Origin of the sequence: Hyphomonas sp. (assembly GCF_041398465.1) — a bacterium.
Lineage (GTDB): Bacteria > Pseudomonadota > Alphaproteobacteria > Caulobacterales > Hyphomonadaceae > Hyphomonas.
Map to the genome: position 1 here is coordinate 1,264,652 of NZ_JAWKUS010000001.1, position 16,108 is coordinate 1,280,759.

Genomic DNA, 16,108 nt, shown 5'->3' on the forward strand with positions numbered 1-16,108 from the left:
CCGACGAGGTAGGAATGGCAAAAACCGCAAAGCTCGCCAGCCCGGTCAATCCGGGAGCTGGCGCCAAGGAAGTACTGGTCATCAAGCTGAGCGCGCTCGGTGACTTTGTGCTGGCGCTTGGCGCCATGAAAGCCGTGCGCGAGTTCCATCCCTCGGCCCGCATCACGCTGTTGACCACGCCGCCTTTCGAGGATTTCGCCAGTCATTGCCCGTATTTCGACCGGATCGAGACCGATGGCCGCCCCGCCACGATGAAGGCGACGACGGCGCTGCTCAGCCGGATCCGCAAGTCGAAATACGACATCATCTATGATTTCCAGACTTCCGGGCGCACGAAGAACTATTTCACGGCGCTCAGCCGCACGGGCAAGCCGCCGCTCTGGTCGGGCCATCATGAGAAGGCGGCCTTCTTCCACGACAATCCGGATCGGGCGACCATGCATTCGATCGACCGGCTGGCAGAGCAGCTGGCGATCGCCGGTCTCGCGCCAGAGGGCCGCTGGAACCGCCAGAATTTCCCGAAGCCGGATCTCAGCTGGGTCCGCCCGAAACTGCGCGATGCGCCGCGCCTGCAGCCGGCCTATTTCGGTCTGGAACAGCCCTACATGCTGCTGATTCCGGGCGCCTCCGAGCACCGGGAAGCCAAGCGCTGGCCGGTGGAGCGGTTTGCGGAACTGGCCAAGCGGATCGCCGATGCCGGGGTGACCCCCGCGATTATCGGCGGCAAGGCCGAGGGCAAGATCGCGCAGGACATCATGAAGCTGGAGAAGCGGGCGAAAAGCCTCGTCACCCGGACGGACCTGTTCCAGATCGTGACCCTGGCCGAGAAAGCCGCCTTCGTTGTCGGCAATGATACCGGCCCGATGCATATGGCCGCGATCGCCGGCGCGCCGGGCGTTGCCCTGTTTGCCACCAATGAAAGCAATCCCGACCATGCCGCCCCGCGCGGGGCCCGGTCGCCGATCATCAATTCGGCGCCGACGCTTGCTGAACTGGAAGTCGACACTGTCTGGCGGTCAATTCTGGCGCTGGGTGTGCTTCCCACTTGACCGCACCGCAAATTTTGCCGAGTGCGCTTTTTCTTGAATATGCCCGCAACCACAGGCATATTCAGGCATCCTGAGAACAGCCATAAAGGAGATCGGCCATAGCTCGCAGACCAATGAATGAAGCGCCCCAGAAGGAAAAGGGACCGCGCACCAATGACGACATCAAGGCCGCAAAGGTCCTGTTGATCGACGAGAACGGTGAGAAACAGGGAGTGATGCCGCTGGCAGCCGCTCTGGATGCTGCGCGTGAAGCCAGCATGGATCTCGTCGAGGTTTCGCCGAACCAGGAAGTGCCCGTCGTCAAGATTCTCGACTATGGCAAGCTGCGTTTCGAGGAGCGGAAGAAGAAAGCCGCTGCGAAGAAGAAGCAGAAATCTTCCGAACTCAAAGAAATAAAGATGCGTCCGAACATCGACACGCATGACTATGAAGTCAAAGCGAAGGCGATGACGCGCTTCTTCGAAGCCGGCGACAAGGTGAAGGTCACCCTGCGCTTCCGCGGCCGGGAAATGGCGCACCAGCATCTCGGCATGGAACTGCTGAACCGGGTGAAGGAAGACTTCGAGGAAACGGCCAAGGTCGAACTCGAGCCGAAGCTCGAAGGCCGCCAGATGACCATGGTGCTGGCACCGCGCTGAGTTGGGCGCTGAGCACCGTTTAGAACACCGTCTAAACACCATTTATACACCATGAAGAGCCGGCCGGGCGGACCCTGCCGGCTTTTCCTGTTTTCCGGGGCGTTCCCGGGAGGAGGGGCTCGGCCGTTTCGGGTGCATTTTCAGCCGCTTTCGCCCCTTGATTCCCACACGCTGATCCGTCATAAGCCGCCTCTTCCGAGTGGTGCTGGCGAACGGCATGCCCTCCACTCATGACAGACCGGGCCGCCCGCAAGGGTGCGAGCTCCACCAAAAAGGAGAATGAAATGCCGAAGATGAAGACCAAGAAGGCCGCTGCAAAGCGCTTCAAGATCACCGCATCGGGCAAGCTGAAGCACGGCGTCGCTGGCAAGCGTCACCGCCTGATCAGCCACAATGCAAAGTACATCCGCCAGAACCGCGGCACGTCCGTCGGTGCCAAGGCTGATGAAGCCCGTGTGAAAAAGTACCTGCCGTACGGCCTCTAAGCCGCCGTCGCTGACTTAATACTGATCTTGATAGAAGGAGGCTCAGATGCCCCGCTCCCGCGCTAAAGTTCCTGCCCACGCCCGCCACAAGAAAATCCTGAAGCAGGCAAAGGGTTTCCGTAACCGCCGCAAGAATACGTTCCGCATCGCCAACCAGTCCGTCTGGGAAGCCGGCCAGTACGCCTATGTCGGCCGTAAGGTCAAAAAGCGGAAGTTCCGCTCGCTCTGGATCCAGCGCATCAACGCCGCTGTCCGCATCCACGATGAGAACATGAACTACTCGACCTTCATCAACGGCCTGACCAAAGCCGGTATCGAAGTCGACCGCAAAGTCATGTCCGACATCGCCATCAAGGACCCGGACGCGTTCGGCGCCCTGGTTGCCCAGGCCAAAGCGGCGCTCGCCTAAGTTCTCAAGACTTAAAGATACAGGAACGACCCCATGTCGAAGTCCCCGAACTCCGTCCTGCACCCGTCGAAGAAGCCGCGCGTCAAGCGCCGCAACGCGACCTGGAAGGCCCGTCTCGGCAAGCGCGCGAAAGTCCGCGTGTTTGGCAACACCAAGCGTGCGCGTCTCGCCCGCAAGAAAGCTGCCGGTAAGTAAGCTTTCTGTTGGCCCGCGCCGCCGGTGACCGCCTGAAAAGGCTGGCACCGAACCAAATGAGAGAAAGCCCGGCCAGTGTGCCGGGCTTTTCCGTTTCCGGATTTGCATGACCCCGCGAAGCGCCTACAAAGCCCGCGGAAACATATGAGGGGCAAGACCTTGTCCGATATCACGACGATCGAAAACGAAGCGCTGGCGGCGGTGGCCGCGGCGGGTGACCTGGAAACGCTGGACGCGGTGCGCGTGGCCGAGCTTGGCAAGAAGGGCAGGGTCTCCGGCCTGATGGGCTCGCTGGGCAAGATGAGCCCGGAAGAGCGCAAGGAAAACGGCCCGAAGCTGAACGCGCTGAAGACCCGCGTGGACGACGCCGTGAAGGCCCGCAAGATTGAGCTGGAAGCTCAGGCGCTGGAGAAACAGCTGGCCAGCGAGACGCTGGACCTGACCCTGCCGCCAACTCCGGGGCCGTCTGCCGGTGCGCTGCACCCGGTCATGCAGGTGTTCGAGGAAGTTGCGGCGATCTTCGGCGATATGGGCTTCACCGTTGCCGAAGGCCCGGACGTGGAAGACGACTGGCACAATTTCACCGCGCTGAATTTCCCCGAAGGCCACCCGGCGCGCGAGACACACGACACCTTCTTCATGAAGGCGCAGGAAGGCGACACGCCGAAAGTGCTGCGCACGCACACCTCGCCCGTGCAGATCCGCACCATGATGAAGCAGAAGCCGCCGATCCGCATTCTGGTGCCGGGCCGGGTCTACCGGAACGACTGGGACGCGACGCACACGCCGATGTTCCATCAAGTCGAAGGCCTCGTGATCGAGAAGGGCACCCATATGGGGCACCTCAAAGGCTGCCTGATCGACTTCGTGAAAGCCTTCTTCGAGGTCGACAATGTGGAAGCCCGCTTCCGCCCGCACTTCTTTCCGTTCACGGAACCGTCGGCCGAGATGGATGTGAAATATACCCGCAAGGGCGAGACAATCGAGATCGGCGCCGGCGACAGCTGGATGGAGATCCTCGGCTCCGGCATGGTGCATCCGAACGTGCTGCGCAATTGCGGCATCGACCCGAACGAATACCAGGGCTTCGCCTTCGGCATGGGCATCGACCGCCTGGCCATGCTGAAATACGGCATGCCGGACCTGCGCCCGTATTTCGAGGCCGATCCGCAATGGACTCGCCACTATGGCTTTGCGCCATGGAGCACGCCTTCCGTCAGCGGAGGGCTGTCGTGACGGCGAGCCCTTCCTCCTCTGACCTGCCGGAATGGACGTTCGGGGATGGTCCCGAACTCGCGGACCGTCTGGCGGCGCTGATCGTGGCCGGCGTCAAGACGGCCACCTGCAGCGACACAGGTATCCAGCCGCCGCCGGTTGAAGGTGAGCGCGGCTGCCTGATGAGCGGCGATGGCCGGCCGGTGGCGATCCTGCAGACGGAAACCGTCACGCGGATGAAATTCGCGGATGTGACGCAGGAACTGGCGGCGCTGGAAGGCGAGGGCGATCTCAGCCTCGACTATTGGCAAAGCGCGCACCGGGAATATTTCACGCGGAACGGCGTGTTCGCGGAAGACATGGATGTGTTCTTTGAAACATTCCGGCTGGTCGAAGTGCTGGATGCTGACTTTGCAGCTGCAGCCGCTGAACACCTCGCGCAGGAACGCGCCGGGGCGACGGTGTAGGGGACAGGCATGGGCACCGGCAGCAAGGTAGAAATGGTGATTGCGATCTGCGCGGTGGTGACCAGCGCGATAGCGGTCTTCATTGCCTGGGACCAGGGCCGCGTCATGCGTGCCCAGCAGCATGGATCCGTGTTCCCGGTTCTGCAGGCGGATGGTTATGTGTCTTCCGATCTGGAAGAGCGCCTGATGGGCGTGAAATTCCGGAACAGCGGTGTCGGCCCGGCCCTGATCGAATCCGTCGACATGCTGGAAAACGGGGAACGCGTGGGCGATCTCATCTCCTACCGGGACGCGCTGCCGGACGGCTACAACCTGTCCTGGACCAGCATGGTGGGCCGCGCGATCGCACCGGGCGAGGAAATCGACGCCCTGCGCATTTCCTGGCCGGCCGATGCGATCAGCCCGGCAGAACATGCCCGGACCGCCACCGAGTGGGGCGATCTGGCGATCCGCATTTGCTACTGCTCCGTGTTCAAGCGGTGCTGGGAGGTCGATGGCCTGGCCCAGAACTCGCCCGCTCGGCGCGTGAAGGCCTGCAAGCGCAGTGAACGAGACATTTTCGCAGACCTGTCGCCAGTGGCGCAGGCGAGCGACGAGACAAATCCTGAACTGGAATAGACGATGAAATTCACCCTTTCCTGGCTGAGCGACCATATCGCCTCCAAGGCGACGCTGGATGAGATTCTTGCCTGCATGCAGAAGGCCGGCCTTGAGGTCGAGGACGTGCATGATCCGCGTGAGAAGCTGAAGGACTTCACCGTCTGCAAGGTGATCGAAGCTGAGCCTCATCCGGATGCTGACAAGCTGCGCGTGTGCAAGGTTGAGACCGTCGACGGCATGAAGCAGATTGTCTGCGGTGCCCCGAACGCCCGCGCTGGCATGACGGCGATCTATGCGCCGCTCGGCACTTACATTCCGGGGCTCGACTTTGCGCTCGACAAGAAGCCGCGCGCCATCCGCGGCATCGAAAGCCACGGTATGATGTGCTCCACCAAGGAGATCGAAGCCGGCGAGGATCATGACGGCATCGCCGACCTCGACGATTCCATTCCGCTGGGCACACCAGCCGCCGAGGCGCTCGGCCTTGCCGATCCGGTCATCGATTTCGAGGTGACGCCGAACCGGCCGGACTGGCTGGGTGTGCAGGGCATCGCCCGCGACCTCGCCGCAGCCGGGGCAGGGCGCTTCATCCCGAACGACGTGAAGAAAGTCTCCGGCAGCTTCGACTGCCCTGTCGAAATCAAACTTGAAGCCAAGGAAGCCTGCCCGATGTTTGCGGGTGCGCTGGTGAAGGGCGTCAAGAATGGTCCGTCGCCGGACTGGATGCAGCAGCGCCTGAAAGCCGTCGACATCCAGCCGCGCTCCCTGCTGGTGGATGTCACCAACTTCATCTCGCTGGACCGCGCCCGTCCGCTGCACGCCTATGACGCAGCGAAGCTTCAGGGCGTTGTCTCGGCGCGCCTCGGCAAGAAGGGTGAGAAGCTCGTCGCCATCGATGGCAAGACCTATGACATCGGTGAAGAGATGTGCGTCATCGCGGACGAGAGCGGCGTGATCGGCCTCGGCGGCGTGATGGGCGGCGAGTCGACGGCGGTGTCGGCTGAGACGACGGATGTGTTCGTCGAAAGCGCCTGGTTCGATCCGCTGCGCACGGCCCGCACCGGCCGCGCGACCGGCATTCATTCCGATGCGCGCTACCGGTTCGAACGCGGCGTCGATCCGCAATCCTGTGTCGAGGGCCTGAACCTCGCGCTGGCACTGATCGTGGAATATGGCGGCGGCACCGTGTCCAAGGCGAATGTCGCGGGCATGATCCCGGCGCGCGCAGATAAAGTCACCTTCTATCCGGCAGACGTCGAGCGCTTGACCGGCCTGACGGTGAAGAGCGCCGATATGCGCCGTATCCTGAAGGATCTGGAATTCGGTATCGAGGATGCGGGCGATGCCTGGTATCTGATGCCGCCGAGCTTCCGGTTCGACATGGAACAGTCTGCGGACATCGTGGAAGAGATTGCTCGCATGGTCGGTTACGACCAGCTGCCGACGACGTCCCTCCCGGCGCCGGAAGGCGGTGTTCGCGCGATCACCACGCCGATACAGGCACGCGTGCGCACGGCGCGGCGGGTGCTGGCAGCGCGCGGCTTCCTTGAGGCGGTGACGTGGAGCTTCATGTCGAAAGCAAATGCAGCCCTGTTCGGCAAGACGCCGGACAGTCTGACTGTCGCGAACCCGGTCGCAAGCGATCTCAACCAGATGCGTCCATCCATCCTTGCGAACCTCGCGAGTGCCGCCCAGCGCGCCGCAAACCGCGGCGAGCCCGGCGCACGCTTCTTCGAAGCAGGGCCGATTTATCTGGGCGACGGCCCGGATGAGCAGCGTACGGTCGTGGCCGCGCTTGTCCGCCCCGTTGCGGAACGCCACTGGCAAGGCACGCCGAAGTCTTACGATTCCTACGCTGCCAAGGCAGACCTTTTTGCCGTGCTCGAAGCACTTGGCCAGCCGGGTGACCGGTTCCAGGTGGCCGCGCCGTCTCAGGGGCACTGGCATCCAGGGCAGGCAGCCGCGCTGAAGCTCGGCCCGAAAGTGACCGTCGCGCATTTCGGCGCGCTGCATCCCGGTGTGCTGAAGCAGCTGGACGTGGAAGGCCCGGCTTTCGGGTTCGAACTGAACCTCAATGCGCTGCCGCTCATGAAGACGAAGGCGACCAAGACCAAGTCCGTCCTCGAACGGTCGGACCTGACGCCGATCCGCCGTGACATGGCCTTCGTGGTGGACGAGGCCGTGCCTGCGGCTGATATCGTCCGCTTCGCCAAGGGCGCCGACAAGCAGCTGATCGATCAGGTGGAAGTCTTTGACGTCTACCAGGGCAAGGGCGTGCCGGAAGACAAGAAGTCCGTCGCCTTCGAGATCACGATCCAGCCGAAGGAAAAGCTGAAGGATGAAGACATCCAGGCCCTGATGGACAAGGTCGTGGCGGCCGTCGCCAAAGGCTGCGGCGGTGTGCTAAGAGGGTAAGCCAAAGGGGATCTCAGCGAGGCCGGACATGGTGGAGCAGCAGCTGCTGGTGCAGAAGGGACTGCGCTACAGGCTCTATACAGAGCTGGTGCCTGAAGCGCGCCTGCGAGGTATCTCGGTCACCAATGTCTTCATTGTTGCGCTGGTCCTGGCCAGCTTCCTGTTCCTAGCGCTTGAGACGGAACCAGCCCTGAATTCCCAGCCCGGCTGGAAAACGGCGTTCGGCATTTTCAACGTCTTCGTGGTCGCGGCATTTGCCTTGGAATATACTTTGCGGGTTTTCGTGGCAGGGCTGGACCCGAAATATGCAGGCGTTACCGGCCGCCTGAAATATATAACGCGGTTCTATTCCATCGCGGACCTGCTGGCGTTCCTGCCGGAACTGATCGTGATGCTGGCCGGGTTCGGCATTCCGCTGATCGCGCTGCGTGTGCTGCGCCTGTTCCGGCTGATCAAGATTGCGCGCTTCGTTCCGGCGTTCGACATATTCGGTGCTGCGGTGAAGCGGGCGGGGACCCAGCTCCTGACCGCGCTCGCGATGGCGCTGGTGCTGGTCTACATTTCCGCCGTGGCGCTCTACTTCATCGAAGGGGTCGGCGGAGAGCAACAGGAAAGCTTCGCCTCGATCCCGCGGGCGATCTGGTGGGCCATCGCAACGCTGACCACGGTTGGCTATGGCGATGTCTATCCGGTCACGCCGCTCGGCCGGATGTTTGCGTCAGTCATCGCCATTGCGGGCATCGGGGTCGTCGCCTTGCCGGCGGGCGTGTTCGCAAGCGCTTTTTCGGATGAGCTGCGCGAACGGCAGGAGGCAAAGGCTGAGGCGGCCACGCACGCCTATTCCTCTCAGGCCGAACGAACCCCGGAAGGGAAGGTGCCCCTGCCGGGGACCGATGGCGGCCTCGGGGGCTAGGTCTGCGGCTAGGCTGGCGGCTGGGGGTCGGAGGGCGCGCGCGGGCGGGTCACCACATATAGCGCGCCGAGCGCGACAATCGACAAACCGATGCCCAGCGGCACAGGCCGCTTCCAGAACGCTGCGCCGATCACGGCAGCCGACAGGCCCATGCCGCCAAGGGCTGCCGCCTTGCCCGCCCGGTTCAGGGCACCGGTTTCGACAAAGGTGCGGATCGGCGGGCCTATTTTGGGGCGGGCATAGATCCATTCGGCCCAGGCCGGATTGGACCGGGCGAAGGCGAGCGCTGCAACGATCCAGAACACGGTCGTCGGCCATATGGGCAGGAACAGACCGATCGCGCCGAACGCGAACGAGATCAATCCAAGGATACGCCAGCTCCACATGGCGCGACGATGGCGCGTGGCGTACCGGCTGGCAAGCTGGGTTTGGCGGTATCTGGCTGGCGAAAACCCTGAATAATGTCGGAATTGTCCAATTCGCGCCCTGTTCGCGCCCCCGCGAAGATGTGTAAGAGTGTTCATGTACACGTAGGAGAGTCTTCATGACGCACTTCATCCCGGGCCGGGGGAGATACGGTAAGGCAATGCTGGTGGCCTTGCTTGTGGGTATTCTCGCGGCGTGCGGAGGAGGGGGCAAAACGGACCGCGCCGGACAGGCCGGCACCGACGAAGGCACGGTCGTACAACTCTCGCCTGCCGACAGTGTTGCGGCCCGCCAGCGCGAAAAGCGGCGCCAGGCGGCGATGGACGCGCGCGAACAGGACTTCACCTATTTCCGCTACCGGATCGACACCAGCCAGGATGAGCCTCTGGCCTGTTTCGTCTTCTCCGCCGCACTGGACCCGGAAGAAGACTATTCCCCCTATGTCGAATTCCGTCCGGCCTTCAAACCGGCGCTGAGCGTCGAGGGGCGTGAGCTGTGCGTTGGCGGCATGTCCTTCGGGACAGAGCGGACGGCGACGCTGCTCTCCGGCCTGCCGGCTGCCGATGGTCGGACCCTGAAAAACCAGGAAGACGTGCCGATCGATTTCGCTGACCGTCCGCCTTATGTCGGCTTCAAGGGCACCGGTGTGATCCTGCCCCGTGAGAATGCCGATGGCCTGCCGATCGAAACGGTCAATGTCGACAAGATCGAAGTCACCGTTTCTCGCATCAATGACCGCGCGCTCGCCTTCAAGCGCATCAGCCAGGGCAACACAACGGCGCAGGGGCGCCATTCATGGACCTGGGGCGAAGACGACCCTGACGATGTGAAGGAAGAATTGTTCAAGGGCACCGTGGACGTTGTCCGCGAACAGAACGCGCCGGTGATCACGGTCTTCCCGCTGGAAGCAACGATCGGCACACTGGAGCCGGGCGCCTATTTTGTGACGGTGAAGGACGCCGACGATATCGGCGAAGCCGTCGGTCCGCCGGCCTCGACCAGCCGCTGGATCATGCTGACCGACCTCGCCATCACCGCCTATGAAGGCGGCAATGGGGTCGACGTCACGCTGCGCTCCCTGAAGGATGGCCGTCCGATTTCCGATACGACCGTGCAGCTGATCGCGCGCAATAATGACATCCTGTCCGAGGGCCGCTCTGACCAGCAGGGCAGGGTCGTGTTTCCGGCAGAGCTGACCAATGGCCAAGGCAATCTTGCGCCGAAGCTGGTTCTGGCACTGACCGCCAAGGGCGAACTGGCCGCGCTGGACCTGACCCGCGCACCGGTGGACCTGTCGGAAGAGGAAATCGGCGGGCGCCGCATGCCGGGCCTGATCGATGCCTATCTGTATACGGATCGTGGTGTCTACCGTCCGGGCGAAACGGTGAAGCTGACGGCCATGCTGCGCGATTCCACCGGCGAGGCCGTGACCGATCGCGCCGGCAGCCTCGTGCTCTACCGTCCCAATGGGCTCGTTTCGGAGAAATTCCGTTTCGAGGGATCTGAAGCCGCTGCCGTCGTGCACGATTTCACCTTGCCGAAAGGCGCCTCGCGCGGTGAGTGGCGGGTGGAGACCCAGATGGATGGCCTCTCCGGCGCCTCTGGCACCGTCCGCTTCTCGGTTGAGGATTTCGTGCCGCAGCGGATCGCCGTGGACCTCGCCGCCGACGAAGAGACCCCGGTCAAGCTGGGCGGCACGCGAGACATCGATGTGTCCTCCCGCTTCCTCTATGGCGCGCCGGGCGCTGGCCTGACCGTGAAGGCAGAGGCGCGCGTCGAACGTCAGCCCAATCCGTTCCCGGATTTCGAAGGCTTTACCTATGGCCGCCATGACACGACCTTCCAGGAACGCATTCTGGAATTCGGCGATGTCACGACCGACGGTGCCGGCAAGGCGCTGGTCCGGCTGCAGCCCGGCAATGCCGGCAGCAATGCAGGCGTTCCGCTTCGGCTGAACACTGTTGTCTCCGTGCTGGAGCCAGGTGGCCGCGCTGTCTCCGAAAGCGTGCGCGTGCCTTACCGGCCGGAGAATCTCTATCTCGGCCTGAAGCCCGGCTTCGACTATTCGGTCGAGCGGGGCGGGGACGCGACCTATCAGGTCGTCGCCATGGATGCCGACGGCAAGGCCGTGGCGCGGGACCTGACATGGAAAGTGCTGGCTATCGACTGGCACTATGACTGGTACAATGATGGCGACCGCTGGCGCTGGCGCCGCTCGCGCACGGTGACCAAAGTCAATGAAGGCGTGTTGACCACGCCGGAAGGCGGTACGGGCGAGATCACGGTCTCCGGTCTCGACTGGGGCAGCCATGAGTTGGTCGTCGAAGGCACGGAGGCAGATTCCAGTACGTCGGCCAGCGACAGTTTCTATGTCGGCTGGGGCGGCTATGTCTCCGATGACGGTGTCGAAGCACCGGACCGCGTAAAAGTCACCGGCCCGGCCCGCGCGCCAGCCTCCGGCCAGACGGCCGAGATCACCATCGTACCGCCCTATGACGGACAGGCCCAGGTCGTGGTTGCGACGGACAAGGTGCTCTCTGTGCAGAATATCTCTGTCACCGAGGGCGGCACGCAGGTGACCCTGCCGGTGAACGACGATTGGGGCGACGGCGCCTATGTCATGGTGTCAGTGTTCACGGAGCGTGATCCGGTGCTGCAGGCGAAGCCGCGCCGCGCCGTTGGCGTCACCTATGTGCCGCTCAACATGGAAGCGCGCACCTTCAACATGTCCATCGATGCGCCAAAGACAGCCCGCCCGCGCGGCGAGCAGGTGATCGAGGTCGATATCGGGGATGGCCCGCGTGAGCCTGTCTACCTGACGCTGGCCGCTGTGGACGAGGGCATCCTGCGCCTCACCAAGTTCAAGAGCCCGGACCCCGTGTCGTATTACTACGGCAAGAAGGCTCTCGGCGTGGAACTCTACGACGATTACGGCCGCCTGCTGGATCCGAACATGGGCCTGCCTGCGGAAGTGCGCACCGGTGGTGACCAGCTGGGCGGGGAAGGCCTCTCCGTTGTGCCGGTGAAATCGGTGGCCCTGTTCTCGGGGCTGGTCGATGTCGGCCGGTCCGGCAAGGCGAAGGTCCGCTTCGACATGCCGGAGTTCAACGGCGAGATGCGTCTGATGGCTGTTGCCTGGTCGAAGACCGGGCTCGGCTCGGCCGTCTCGACCATGACGGTGCGCGATGAGGCTCCGGCTGACCTGATCATGCCACGCTTCCTGGCGCCGGGTGACGAGGCCGTGCTGACGGCCAGCATCGACAATGTGGAGCTTGGCGATGGCGAATTCTCGGCCAATGTCGGCGCCACGAAAGGCGTCTCCATCGCCGACGGCAAGCTGACCCGTGTGCTGAAGACGGGCGAACGGGCAGACCTGCCGGTGCGCGTCGAGGCCGAGGATGAAGGCATCTCTACCGTCCGGCTGGATGTGGAAGGCCCGGGCAAATATGCCGTGGACCGCACCTACCAGATCCAGACGCGGTCGCCTTACCTGCCGGTCACGCGCGTCTCCTCAAAGCTGATGCAGCCGGGCGATGCCTTCTCGGTCGATCCGAGCCTGTTGTCGGATCTCGTCCAGGGTTCAGGCTTTGTCTCGGTGGGCTTCTCATCCATCCCGGTCGATGCCGCGACGCTCTATGCTTCGCTCGACCGCTATCCCTATGGCTGTACCGAGCAGACGACGAGCCGCGCGCTGCCGCTGCTTTATTCCGAGCAGCTGGTTGCCATGGGCGCGAAGGATGCCAATGACGATCCGAAGATGAAGGTGCAGGTGGCGGTGAACACGCTGCTGAACCGTCAGGGTTCGGACGGAGCCTTCGGTCTCTGGCGTGAAGGCGACGGCTATGCCTCGCCCTGGCTCGGTGCCTATGCGACGGACTTCATCTACCGCGCCAAGGAAGCCGGCTATGCCGTGCCGGATGAAGCGATGGACCGGGCCTATGGCGCCCTCCGTCAGATCGCGACGGGCGATGCCTGGCGGGTCTACGGCTATGACACCGATGTCTATGAGAGCCGGTATTCCAACGACACGGTCGACCAGATGATGAAACGGTCTTCGGCCTATGCGCTCTATGTGCTGGCCAAGGCAGGCAAGGCGGACATCTCCCGCCTGCGCTACCTGCACGACCGGGAACTGGAATCGATCGACAGCCCGCTGGCACGTGCCCATATCGGTGCGGCGCTGGCCCAGCTGGGTGACAAGGCCCGCGCCAATTCGGCCTTCAAGGCAGCGGAAGACGCGCTCGGTTACAACAATTCCGGCGATTATTACCAGACACCGCTGCGTGACATGGCCGGTGTGCTGGCCCTCGCCGCAGAGGCCGGGCAGTCCGGTACGCTGGAACGCCTCTCTGAAAAGCTCGGCAATGAGTCGCCAGACCCGAGCCGCCTGACCACACAGGAAAAATCCTTCCTCCTGCAGGCGGTGAACGATCTTGGCGCCGGCGAAGACGCCTTCCGGGTCGATGTCGAAGGCCTCGGCCGCGGCAACAACAATGACCGTCAGTATGCCCTGACCGAAGACCAGGCTCGTGAGGGTGTGACCTTCACGCTGGGCGGTAAGGCGCCGATGTTCCGGACCGTGCTCGTCTCAGGTGCCCCAACCAGTGCCCCGCCTGCAGCCGCCTCGAAAATGAAGGTCGACAAATCCTTCTACACGCTGACGGGTGGCCGGGTGGACCTCGCCCGCGTGAAGCAGGGCGACCAGCTGGTCGTGAAGCTGACCGTGTCTCCGGAAGAGCGCCGCCTGAACCCGGTGATTGTGGCGGACCTGCTGCCCGCCGGTTTCGAGATCGAGACAGTGCTGCGCCCGGCCGATGGCCGTCAGGACTACGGCCAGTCAGGTGCCTTCGCCTATCTGGGAGACCTGGCGTTCGTCCAGACTGCCCAGGCGCAGGATGATCGCTATGTTGCCGCCGTCGATGTCTATTCGAATTCGGTGACCATGGCTTACGTGGTCCGCGCGGTGACACCGGGTGACTTCGCCATTCCGGGTGTGGTCGCCGAGGACATGTACCGCCCGGCCGTGTTCGCCCGCTCGAAGGCTGGCCGCGTGACCATCGCCCCGGCCCAGAGCGGGGCTGAAGGAGGCAAATAAGGCCATGCTGACAGCGCGCCGTATCTTTATCGGCATCTTTGCGCTGTTCCTTGCCGTGGCCCTCGCGGACAGGCTTTTCCCTCCGCCGCTCGAAAGGGCGGGGGGGCTGTCTGCCCTCGTCACAGACCGGGACGGCAAACCGCTGCGGGCTTTCCCGACACCGGATGGCCGCTGGCGCTTCGCCGGGGATCTCGACAGGATCGATCCGGAGTTTGTCGACGCGCTGATCCGAGTTGAGGATAAACGCTTCTACGAACACCGCGGCACGGACTGGATGGGGCTCAGCCGTGCGCTGATCGATTCTGTGATGGCGGGGCGCATCGTATCCGGCGGCTCGACGCTGACGATGCAGACGGCGCGGATGCTGGAACCGCGCGACCGCAATATCGGCTCCAAACTGGTGGAAATCGCCCGCGCCTGGCAGCTGGAACGGCGGCTCACCAAGGACGAGATCCTCTCGCTCTACCTGTCGCTGACCCCCTATGGCGGGAACCTTGAAGGCGTCCGCGCGGCAAGCTGGAGCTATTTCGGGCATGAAGCCGACAAGCTGTCGAAGGACGAGATCGCTCTGCTGATCGCCTTGCCGCAATCGCCCGAGGCAAGGCGGCCGGACCGGCACCCGGAGAATGCCGCGCGCGCCCGCAACTGGGTGGCGGAGAAACTGCAGCGCTATGACGTCTTCACCGAAGGCGATGTCGAGGACGTCGCAACGCTGTCCGTACCCGGACGGCGTCGGGATTTCCCGGACAGGGCCTGGCACGGCACGGCCAAGGCGCTTGCGGAAGGGTCGCGCGAGGATGTGCGCTCCACGCTTGATGCAGGCCTGCAGGCGGACGTCGAACGGATTGCCCTGACGCGTGCGGAAGCCGAGGGCGAAGACGTGCAGGTTTCGGTGCTCGTTGTGCATGTTCCGACACGGGCGGTGCGGGCTGTGGCAGGCTCTGCCTCGCGCGACCGGCCGGGCGGCTGGCTGGACCTGACAGCGCAGGCCCGATCGCCGGGCTCGACGCTGAAACCATTCATCTATGCCATGGCCTTCGATGACGGCACCGCAGCGCCGGATACGCGCATCGCGGACTTGCCGACGCGCTTTGCCTCCTACCAGCCGGAAAACTTCGACCGCATGTTCCGCGGCGATGTTCGCGTGTCGGATGCGTTGCAGCACTCTCTGAACATTCCTGCCGTCGCCATGCTGGACCGGGTCGGCCCCGAACGCTTTGCGGCGCAGCTCGCTTCGGCCGGAGCGCGCCCACGTATCTCCGGCGGGGCGGAGCATGAGGCTGGCCTTGCGATCGCGCTTGGCGGGGCAGGGCTGACGGCCCGCGAGCTGGCCGTGCTCTATGCCGCGCTTGGAGATGAGGGCGTCGCGAAGCCGCTCGTCTGGCGGGCGGACGAAGAGGCCGCGAGCTATGAATCCACCGGCAAGCGTCTCGTCAGCGGGGAAAGCGCCAACGAAGTTCTCGATATCCTGCGCAAGGCTCCGACACCGGAAGGCCGCATGCCGGGCTCGCTGACGGCGCACGCCCCGCAAATCGCTTTCAAGACGGGCACGTCCTATGGCTTTCGCGATGCCTGGGCGGCGGGTGTCTCGGGCCAGCACGCGATTGTCGTCTGGGTGGGCCGGGCTGACGGCGCGCCGCGTGCGGGAAAGACCGGACATGACACCGCCCTGCCGATCCTGTTCGAAGTGGCTGACCGGGTTGCCCAGCAGCTTCAGGATGAAGGTGAGGCGACGATGCGGCTGACCAGTGAGAAACGCCTGCTGAAATCCCATGGCGCGATGAAGTCTCTGGAGGAGGCCGGGCCGCCGCAAATCCTGTTTCCGCCGCAGGCCGCAGAGCTTTGGGCCGGGCCGGTCAACGGACGCGCGGCGCGCGGCTTCGTATTGGCCGGGCGGGGCGAAGGCAGGCTCAGCTGGTTCATCGATGGCAAGCCGTGCGAGACAGATGATGCCGGGGCGCCGGTATGGACCCCTGAACGGCCGGGTTTTTACACGGTGACTGCAGTAGATTCTACAGGACGCGCGACTCGGGTGCGCGTTCGGGTGTTGACCGGGCCTGCCTGAAAACACGGCAAAGCCACAAATGCGCCGCTTTAAGACAACACAGGGGCAACACATTCCTGTTAGGACTGTGTTTACAGGGTTACGAACCTCCGGTCATTTCCCATATCAGACGGGAAGCCGGGCAGAAGAGTCCGAG

At 63.7% G+C, this 16,108-nt stretch carries 13 protein-coding genes; 12 read left to right on the plus strand and 1 reads right to left on the minus strand.

The genetic code is table 11. The features are described 5' to 3' along the window. Positions 1-14: 14 nt before the first annotated feature. The 10 genes from R3C98_RS06330 (at position 15) to R3C98_RS06375 (ending at position 8,386) form a co-directional block, all read left to right on the plus strand. Complete coding sequence (locus R3C98_RS06330) at positions 15-1,049, plus strand: glycosyltransferase family 9 protein (RefSeq protein ID WP_371313269.1); 1,035 nt, start codon at positions 15-17, stop codon at positions 1,047-1,049. Positions 1,050-1,162: 113 nt separating this feature from the next. Then, positions 1,163-1,687: a translation initiation factor IF-3 gene (gene infC, locus R3C98_RS06335; protein ID WP_371313270.1), complete on the plus strand. Its 525-nt coding sequence runs from the start codon at positions 1,163-1,165 to the stop codon at positions 1,685-1,687. Between the two features lie 284 nt (positions 1,688-1,971). Next, entirely contained in the window at positions 1,972-2,172 is a 201-nt protein-coding gene (gene rpmI / locus R3C98_RS06340; protein ID WP_371313271.1) for a 50S ribosomal protein L35, read from the plus strand. A gap of 46 nt (positions 2,173-2,218) precedes the next feature. Next, positions 2,219-2,581 carry a 50S ribosomal protein L20 gene (gene rplT / locus R3C98_RS06345; RefSeq protein ID WP_371313272.1) on the plus strand — a complete coding sequence of 121 codons (363 nt, stop codon included), beginning with the start codon at positions 2,219-2,221 and terminating at the stop codon, positions 2,579-2,581. A gap of 33 nt (positions 2,582-2,614) precedes the next feature. Then, positions 2,615-2,776: a hypothetical protein gene (locus tag R3C98_RS06350; RefSeq protein WP_321488381.1), complete on the plus strand. Its 162-nt coding sequence runs from the start codon at positions 2,615-2,617 to the stop codon at positions 2,774-2,776. Positions 2,777-2,935: 159 nt separating this feature from the next. After that, the gene (pheS, locus tag R3C98_RS06355; RefSeq protein WP_371313273.1) at positions 2,936-4,012 is read left to right on the plus strand and encodes a phenylalanine--tRNA ligase subunit alpha; all 1,077 of its coding nucleotides are present in this window, start codon (positions 2,936-2,938) and stop codon (positions 4,010-4,012) included. Then, a complete protein-coding gene (locus R3C98_RS06360) occupies positions 4,009-4,458 on the plus strand; it encodes an ASCH domain-containing protein (protein WP_371313274.1) in 450 nt (149 codons plus the stop codon). The genes pheS and R3C98_RS06360 overlap by 4 nt, the downstream gene beginning before the upstream one ends. 9 nt (positions 4,459-4,467) lie before the next feature. Then, positions 4,468-5,076, plus strand: a complete 609-nt coding sequence (locus R3C98_RS06365) for a hypothetical protein (RefSeq protein WP_371313275.1) — start codon at positions 4,468-4,470, stop codon at positions 5,074-5,076. A 3-nt stretch (positions 5,077-5,079) separates the two neighbouring features. After that, complete coding sequence (gene pheT / locus R3C98_RS06370) at positions 5,080-7,473, plus strand: phenylalanine--tRNA ligase subunit beta (RefSeq protein WP_371313276.1); 2,394 nt, start codon at positions 5,080-5,082, stop codon at positions 7,471-7,473. 28 nt (positions 7,474-7,501) lie between these two features. After that, positions 7,502-8,386 carry an ion transporter gene (locus R3C98_RS06375; protein ID WP_371313277.1) on the plus strand — a complete coding sequence of 295 codons (885 nt, stop codon included), beginning with the start codon at positions 7,502-7,504 and terminating at the stop codon, positions 8,384-8,386. A gap of 8 nt (positions 8,387-8,394) precedes the next feature. Here R3C98_RS06375 and R3C98_RS06380 read toward each other — a convergent pair whose 3' ends face one another. Next, the gene (locus tag R3C98_RS06380) at positions 8,395-8,772 is read right to left on the minus strand and encodes a YbaN family protein (RefSeq protein WP_371313278.1); all 378 of its coding nucleotides are present in this window, start codon (positions 8,770-8,772) and stop codon (positions 8,395-8,397) included. Positions 8,773-8,930: 158 nt separating this feature from the next. Here R3C98_RS06380 and R3C98_RS06385 point away from each other — a divergent pair, with 158 nt between their 5' ends. Together R3C98_RS06385 and pbpC are read left to right on the plus strand one after the other, a co-directional pair. Further along, on the plus strand, positions 8,931-13,907 hold the full coding sequence (locus R3C98_RS06385) for an alpha-2-macroglobulin (protein ID WP_371313279.1): 4,977 nt from the start codon (positions 8,931-8,933) through the stop codon (positions 13,905-13,907). A gap of 4 nt (positions 13,908-13,911) precedes the next feature. Further along, positions 13,912-15,972 (plus strand): penicillin-binding protein 1C, encoded by a 2,061-nt coding sequence (pbpC, locus tag R3C98_RS06390; RefSeq protein ID WP_371313280.1) that lies wholly within the window; start codon positions 13,912-13,914, stop codon positions 15,970-15,972. The last annotated feature ends 136 nt before the right edge of the window (positions 15,973-16,108 follow it).

What these genes read in the sequence shown, in the direction of transcription:
- rplT (WP_371313272.1), top strand. Translation starts at nt 2,219, where the DNA reads ATGCCCCGCTCCCGCGCTAAAGTTCCTGCCCACGCCCGCCACAAGAAA.
- pbpC (WP_371313280.1), top strand. Translation starts at nt 13,912, where the DNA reads ATGCTGACAGCGCGCCGTATCTTTATCGGCATCTTTGCGCTGTTCCTT.
- R3C98_RS06365 (WP_371313275.1), top strand. Translation starts at nt 4,468, where the DNA reads ATGGGCACCGGCAGCAAGGTAGAAATGGTGATTGCGATCTGCGCGGTG.
- rpmI (WP_371313271.1), top strand. Translation starts at nt 1,972, where the DNA reads ATGCCGAAGATGAAGACCAAGAAGGCCGCTGCAAAGCGCTTCAAGATC.
- R3C98_RS06330 (WP_371313269.1), top strand. Translation starts at nt 15, where the DNA reads ATGGCAAAAACCGCAAAGCTCGCCAGCCCGGTCAATCCGGGAGCTGGC.
- R3C98_RS06385 (WP_371313279.1), top strand. Translation starts at nt 8,931, where the DNA reads ATGACGCACTTCATCCCGGGCCGGGGGAGATACGGTAAGGCAATGCTG.
- R3C98_RS06375 (WP_371313277.1), top strand. Translation starts at nt 7,502, where the DNA reads ATGGTGGAGCAGCAGCTGCTGGTGCAGAAGGGACTGCGCTACAGGCTC.
- R3C98_RS06380 (WP_371313278.1), bottom strand. Translation starts at nt 8,772, where the DNA reads ATGTGGAGCTGGCGTATCCTTGGATTGATCTCGTTCGCGTTCGGCGCG.
- pheT (WP_371313276.1), top strand. Translation starts at nt 5,080, where the DNA reads ATGAAATTCACCCTTTCCTGGCTGAGCGACCATATCGCCTCCAAGGCG.
- infC (WP_371313270.1), top strand. Translation starts at nt 1,163, where the DNA reads ATGAATGAAGCGCCCCAGAAGGAAAAGGGACCGCGCACCAATGACGAC.
- R3C98_RS06350 (WP_321488381.1), top strand. Translation starts at nt 2,615, where the DNA reads ATGTCGAAGTCCCCGAACTCCGTCCTGCACCCGTCGAAGAAGCCGCGC.